General features: G+C 67.7%; 8 protein-coding genes. 7 read left to right on the top strand and 1 reads right to left on the bottom strand.

The annotated features are described in order from the left end of the window. Positions 1-711, top strand: a 711-nt coding sequence (locus VD972_RS43535) for a M28 family metallopeptidase (RefSeq protein WP_324995700.1), incomplete at its 5' end; no start/stop codon positions are given. A gap of 19 nt (positions 712-730) precedes the next feature. Here the strand turns inward: VD972_RS43535 and VD972_RS43530 are convergent. After that, positions 731-1,231, bottom strand: coding sequence for a cupin domain-containing protein (locus tag VD972_RS43530; RefSeq protein ID WP_324995699.1), 501 nt, complete (start codon positions 1,229-1,231; stop codon positions 731-733). A gap of 312 nt (positions 1,232-1,543) precedes the next feature. Here VD972_RS43530 and VD972_RS43525 point away from each other — a divergent pair, with 312 nt between their 5' ends. The 6 genes from VD972_RS43525 to VD972_RS43500 all read left to right on the top strand — a co-directional run. Next, positions 1,544-2,851, top strand: a complete 1,308-nt coding sequence (locus VD972_RS43525; protein WP_324995697.1) for a phytoene desaturase family protein — start codon at positions 1,544-1,546, stop codon at positions 2,849-2,851. Positions 2,852-2,957: 106 nt separating this feature from the next. Next, positions 2,958-3,362: a hypothetical protein gene (locus VD972_RS43520; protein WP_324995695.1), complete on the top strand. Its 405-nt coding sequence runs from the start codon at positions 2,958-2,960 to the stop codon at positions 3,360-3,362. A 13-nt stretch (positions 3,363-3,375) separates the two neighbouring features. Next, positions 3,376-3,966, top strand: a complete 591-nt coding sequence (locus VD972_RS43515; RefSeq protein ID WP_324995693.1) for a sigma-70 family RNA polymerase sigma factor — start codon at positions 3,376-3,378, stop codon at positions 3,964-3,966. Further along, positions 3,956-4,660, top strand: coding sequence for a hypothetical protein (locus tag VD972_RS43510; RefSeq protein WP_324995691.1), 705 nt, complete (start codon positions 3,956-3,958; stop codon positions 4,658-4,660). The genes VD972_RS43515 and VD972_RS43510 overlap by 11 nt, the downstream gene beginning before the upstream one ends. Before the next feature lie 238 nt (positions 4,661-4,898). Then, positions 4,899-5,630, top strand: coding sequence for an HNH endonuclease (locus VD972_RS43505; RefSeq protein ID WP_324995689.1), 732 nt, complete (start codon positions 4,899-4,901; stop codon positions 5,628-5,630). Between the two features lie 234 nt (positions 5,631-5,864). Continuing rightward, the coding region (locus VD972_RS43500; RefSeq protein WP_324995687.1) for an SMI1/KNR4 family protein at positions 5,865-6,091 on the top strand (227 nt) is incomplete at its 3' end.

The following is a 6,091-nucleotide window of genomic DNA, read 5'->3' as shown; positions in this document are numbered from 1 at the left end:
CCGCCCAGAGGTCGAGGCGTCCTCTTCGCCGCGTTCGATGGGGAGGAGCCCCCGCACTTCCTCTCGGACTCCATGGGCTCGGAGCACTACGCACGCCACCCCACCGTGCCCCTGAACACCATCGATCTGATGATCTGCATGGACCTCGTGGGCCATGCGGTGGGCCCCGAGGGGCTCCCCGCCGAGATCCGTCAGTCGGTGTTCGCGCTGGGTGCCGAGCGGAGTGAAGGGACAGGGGCGCTGGTGGAGCGCCTGTCCCGGGCGGAGCCAGGGGTCGTCATCCGGCGACTCGACGCCGAGACCGTCCCTCCCCTCTCTGACTACTGGGGCTTCTGGCGCCGCAGCGTGCCTTTCCTCTTCCTCTCCAACGGGCGCTGGCGCCACTACCACACGCCCGAGGACACGCCGGACAAGCTGGACTACCCCAAGATTGAGGCCACTGCGCGCTGGCTGGAGCGGCTCGTCCGGGAGACGTGTGCGCGGCCAGAGGGGAAGATCCGCTTCCTCGAGGACGTGCGTGACGATGCCTCGACCTTGCGCTCCCTCATCTCGCTCACGGCGAAGCTCGAGGCGGTGTCCCCGATGGCCGCCCTGGCGCGCGAGACCGCCGAGCTGCTCCTCACCCGCTGCGACCGTACAGGCCGTCTCGCGGATGAGGAGCGGGCTTCCCTTCAGGTGCTCATGTCCCGAATCGAGAGCGGGCTCGCCTGAGCGCGGCGGCCCAGCGGCCTCACTGCTCCATGATGTTGAAGAAGCTCTTGACGACGTGCTTGCCCCTCACCTCCCAGAGGATGACCTGATTCTGGCGGATGAAGTACGAGTCCCCAGCCTTGAAGGACTGAGTCCTGCCTGACTCGTCGGTCAGCGTCACTTCACCCTCGAGGATGGTGGCGTGCTCGGTGAACGGGAAGGTGACGCGGATCAGCCCGGTCGTGGCCATGAAGAGGCCGGCCGCCATGTTGCCCCCGCGAAAGTCGAACCGGCCGTAGAGCCGAGGCTCGCCGGAGAGCACCTCTCCGCCCAAGGCGTCCGGAGGACCGAGCCAGGTCAGGCTCGACGGATCCACGGGCAGCTTCGGCGAGTACACCCTCATCCCCTCCAGGGCGTCAGCGCGCGCGGTAGCAGAAGGACGCTCCTCGAGGAGATTCTTCACCACCGCGCTGTTGCCATGAGGGAGCGGCATGCCAGGATGGAAGCGCGGGCCGTTGGTAGGGGTGTGCTGTTCGGACATATGTTTCTCCGGATCGGTCTGGATGGATGACGAGCTGAGCCCGCTGCAACGGGCAGGCCGTATTAAGCCGCAGAGGCCTCGCCGTGTGGACCCGCATACGCTGAGGGGCAGAGAGTGCAAGCGCCTGTCCGCGCGCCTGGCGCTTCTTGCTTTCTCAGGGGTGAGGAAACGGGCGCAGGTTTTGCGCTGACGCTCACGGGTGCCGGCAGGATTTTCGCGGAACGTCCCGACGGAGGCATGCCCTTGCGGCCACTTCCCGCCTGGGATTCTCCGGTGAATCCTGTGGCACACGTCGTGAACGAGAGGCGCTGAATGACAGAAGGCTCGCAGGTCTACGATGCAATCGTCATTGGCGCGGGGCTCGCAGGTCTGACGGCAGGCCTGCGCCTCCAACAGGAGGGCCTCCGGGTGTTGATGCTGGAGCGGCTCGACGTCGCGGGCGGACTCTGCGGCACCCGCGTCCTGGACGGCTACGAGTTCGTCATTGGCAGCAATGACTTCGGGACAGGCCTGGAGCGGGAGCTGCGCAGCCTGGGTGTCCAGGTCGGCTTCAAGAAGGTGAAGAGCCGGTTCACGTTCGAGCGCGAGGTCTACGAGTTCCCGCTCACCTCCAGGACGGTGCTCACCCTCTTGCGGCATGCGGTGGACGCGGTGAGGGTCGGCCGCGCGCTGTCGAACCCCTCCGTGAGCGAGCGCTACGAGTACCTCGAGCCGCTCGTGGACGGGTGTGTGAAGAGCCCCGACTTCGGCGACTTCGTGAAGGCGCTCGCCTATGCCTACTCGAGGAAGCCGGCGGACCTCCGGCTCGATGAGTTCAAGGCCAGCTTCTCGAAGGAGTATGCCTACGGGTACGACCAGTCCATCATCCCGGAGGGTGGACCCGGAGTGCTCATCCAGAAGATGGTCGAGCGGTTCGAGGCGCTCGGCGGAGTGCTCGCGCTGCGCACGGAGTGCACGGGGCTGAGCTCCCAGGGGGCGCTCAAGGCGGTCTCGACTTCAGGGGGGGAGTACCTCGCGCGGTATGTCATCTCCAGCGAGGGGCGATGGGGGAAGTTCCCCGCGGACGCAAAGCCCGGGCTCGCCTTGGGCATGTTCCATCTCGCGGTGAAGAAGAGCCTGCCTTTTCCCAAGGGCTTCCACACCCTCGCCTGGTTTCCTCCGCACACCTCCGGCTGGTTCGACAGCCTGGATGCGGGAGCGCTCCCCGAGGCGTTCGGGTTCCACCTGTTCGCGAGCGACCTGCCGTCCAAGCCGGACTACTACGCGATCAACCTCTACCTCCCCTTCCCCCGTGGCCTGGACGAGCTCTCTGCGGAGCAGCGCCTGCGCGTGGAGCGCTACGTCCTGGAGAAGGCGGAGCGCCTGCTCCCCGGGCTCCAGTCGGCGCTCCTCTACAAGCGCTTCGTGTCGCCGAAGCAGTACCAGGAGCTTCACGGCCTCTCGAGCTCCGCGGTGCCCGCCTTCACGAAGGCACCGTTCCAGAAGCCGGAGAGCTACGATCCGGAGCGAGGCGTCTTCCATGTTGGCAACTCCGTGTCCCCACCGTGTGAGCACGCGGGAGCTGCCGTCGTCTCGGGCCGCATGGCAGCGGAGGCCGTGATCCGCAGCGCCCGGGCCTGATCCGGGCCCTTGCCTCCCTCAGCCGGCGCTCGGAGACATGCGGCCGTCACACTTTTGCGCGTGGGCCGTATCTCCCCTCGGTACTCAACGCCGAAGGAGGCGCACCATGCGCGCAACCCTGTGGAGCCGTGTCCTCGTTGTCCTCAGCTTCTTCTCTCTCTCCGTGCAGGCCTCTGCCTCCGAGTCCCAGGAGCCCGGTACGCGTGTCCTCGTCCGGCTCACCGAGGCGAACGGCCAGCTTCCGGACACGGAGAAGATGGTCCAGTCGCTCGTCACCGTCGGCGGCCGGCATGAGGTTCGCGTGAAGCGGCGCCACGCCGAGGGACAGCAGGAGCTCACCGTGGACCTGTGGGGCGGCACCGTGCCCCAGGCCGACATCTCACAGGCGCTCCGGGACGCCTTCCCGGTGCTGGCCGCGGCGGACATCCAGGTCTCCACGCTCGACCCGCAGGACCGCCCCGACATCCGCGAGCGGGTCAAGAAGGTGGTGAAGATCATCAAGAAGGAGTAGGGCCGCCCTGCCAATGCCTCAACTCCCCTGGCCACTTCGAGATGCCTGGCTGTCACGACTGGTCGTCCGCGGCCAGCGCGGGGACCGCGAGGCATTCCGGGACTTGTACCGGGCGCTGTATGGCCCCGTCTCGCGCTACCTCCGCCGGCGCGTCCCGAGCCCAGCGGATGCCGAGGAGCTGGTGGGCCAGGTGTTCTTCCGGCTGCTCGAGTCGCTCGACCGCATCGATCCGCGGAAGGGCACCGTGCTGGTCTATGCCCTCTCCATGGCGCGAAACGCGCTCGTGGACGAGGCGCGCAGCCGGGCCGGCAGGGTGCCCGAGGAGGCTGCTGCCGCCGTGCCCGACACGAAGGCCGGGCCGCTCGAGCGCCTCATGGGGGAAGAAGACGTGGCACGAGTCCGATCGGAGCTGGCACGGCTGCCGGCCGAGACTCGCGAGCTGCTGATGCTGCGCTTCGGGGACGGCCTGCGGTTCGCGGAGATTGCCCAGGTGATGGGGCTCAGCGAGGCCGCGGTCCGTCAGCGCACCTCGAGGGCGGTGCGCGAGCTGCGGGCGCGGTGGGATGCCGGCCCGGCGAGAGGAGAGCTGGCCAATGACGGATGAAGAGCTTTCCCGAGCGCTGCGCGGCCGCGAGCCGCCGCTCAACCCTGAGCACCAAGCCCGGCTCGAGCAGGAGCTGCTCGCCGCGTATGACGTGCGAGTGGGCCACCCTGACAGGCGCGGCCGGTCTCCGTGGCTGAGGTACGCGACGGCGGCCGGGTTCCTGCTGTGCCTGGTGACGGCCACCCAGGTGACGGCCGAGTACAAGGTCGAGGTCGGCAAGCGCATCCGGCTGATGCTTCAGGCGGACCAGCTGCCGCCCCCTGGCTTGGGCGAGAAGGTGGCGCACGCGTTCCTGTCCAAGTCCAGCCGCGTGGTGGACATCAAGGTCATGGTCCGCCGAGCTCCGGACGGATCGGCCACGCTGGTGGTGGACGTCTGGGGTGATCAGCTCGTCCAGGATGGCGAGGGGCTGCAACGGCTTCGGGCCCTCCCGGAGTTGTCGGGGACTCCCGTGGAGGTGACGAGCCTCGAAGGGCGCGTGCGCGACAACCTGTTTGGAGTGGTAGGCCATTCGCTGTTCCGCGCCGGGGCCTCGCCCGAGGAGCAAGAGCAGGCCCGGCAGCGCCTCATCGAGGAGCTGCGGCGCCAGGAGGGCGAAGGGGCGGAGATCGACGTGGACGTCAGCGAGGATCCGCAGAAGGTGCGCGTCCGGGTGCGCAAGCGGGCGCACGAGCCCCCCCTCCCCTCCCCGTAGTCAAGGGTCCGAGGTCAGCTCGCAAGACGGCGCGTTCTCAGGTGGGGGAAACCAGAAGCCTTTGTGACTTCGCTGGGTTACGGTTTGCCCCGGCGGAGGAGCCATGGACGTCTTCTCGTAGTTCGCGACGTCGTTCACGACCGTCCACGCCAAGGACATCCGCGACCAGATTGAGGCCATCTACTCGAAGAACCAGTACTGGCCACCGTCGCTCCTCTCCACCGTCACGGTGACGCGGTTGGAGAAGGCGGCCGCCGACAACGGCTTCGACCACGAGCTCGAGCGCGAGGGGGACTGGCTCCGCTTCGGCAGCTCCCACGCGCCGCTCGAGGTGTGGCTGAGCGCCAACGACGAGGGCCACCCCCCCGCAGGCCTTTCACGGGTCGACGTTGCGCGGGCGCTTGGGGAGTACGGGGAGCTGGTGACCGCCCCGATGCCCCCGGGCGCACAGGCGGTGCGGGGGGTGAAGGACGTGGCCGAGCTCCATCGTCTCTTGCGCCGCGCCTACCAACTCGCCCGAGCGCTTCCCGACGAACTCCTTCACGCCTTCGAAAAGAAAACCCACCTCCTCCCCAGGAACACGGAGACCGAGCGGCTCGTGGTTCAGCGCGTTGGGCAGGAGCTCTTCCGCGCCGGTCTCCTCGAGTACTGGGAGGGCCGCTGCGCCATCACCGGCCTCGCCGTGCCCGAGCTCCTTCGCGCCAGTCACATCAAGCCGTGGGCCGACTGCGACACCGATGCCGAGCGGCTCGACGTGTTCAACGGCCTGCTCCTGGCGCCGCACGTCGACGCCGCGTTCGACCGGGGGTTCATCGGCGTTGAAGAGGACGGCGCGGTCGTGGTCTCCGGCCAGCTCCCTCCGGAGGCCCAGCAGACACTCGGCCTCGCCGCTCCATTGAGGGTGAAGGCACTGGCTGCACGCCACCGGCTGTACTTGCCCTGGCACCGCACGAAGGTCTTCAAGAAGTAGGTGACGCTGAGCCGGTTGAGCGCATGCGCCTCCAGGCATCACGACCCGTCAGGGCTGTTTGGTCTTTCCGGCTTGAGGCATTCGCTCGTCTGAAGCCAGAGTGGGAGGATCATCATGCGGCTACACTGGGCAGTTATCGGGGCGCACAGCCTGCGCGAAAGTGGGAGGGGCCTCGGAATGGCAGTGCAGCCAGCGTTGGATGACCTATTTGGATGACTGACGATAGCGCTCCCCTTGACCCACCTGCTTGAAGAAGTTTCACGCGAACACTTCCCGTACCCGCCCGCTACGGCTGCCGAGATCGCGGAGTTCGAGCAGCGCGTGGCCTGGCGGCTGGATCCCGATCTGAGGGCCTTCTATCTGCACTGCAATGGCGCAGAATTGATCAAGCGGCTGCCGGATTGCCCGTATCGGATCCTTCCGCTGTCCAAGATCGTCCGCGCGCGCGTCGCCATCTTCGG

It is taken from the genome of Hyalangium sp. (assembly GCF_035629615.1).
Classification (GTDB): Bacteria; Myxococcota; Myxococcia; order Myxococcales; family Myxococcaceae; genus Hyalangium.
Note: the sequence above shows the minus strand (reverse complement) of the source record. Positions and strands in the feature narration are given on the sequence as shown.

Coding starts and splice junctions, on each gene's coding strand:
- VD972_RS43510 (WP_324995691.1), top strand. CDS start 3,956: ATGACGGATGAAGAGCTTTCCCGAGCGCTGCGCGGCCGCGAGCCGCCG.
- VD972_RS43515 (WP_324995693.1), top strand. CDS start 3,376: ATGCCTCAACTCCCCTGGCCACTTCGAGATGCCTGGCTGTCACGACTG.
- VD972_RS43525 (WP_324995697.1), top strand. CDS start 1,544: ATGACAGAAGGCTCGCAGGTCTACGATGCAATCGTCATTGGCGCGGGG.
- VD972_RS43520 (WP_324995695.1), top strand. CDS start 2,958: ATGCGCGCAACCCTGTGGAGCCGTGTCCTCGTTGTCCTCAGCTTCTTC.
- VD972_RS43530 (WP_324995699.1), bottom strand. CDS start 1,231: ATGTCCGAACAGCACACCCCTACCAACGGCCCGCGCTTCCATCCTGGC.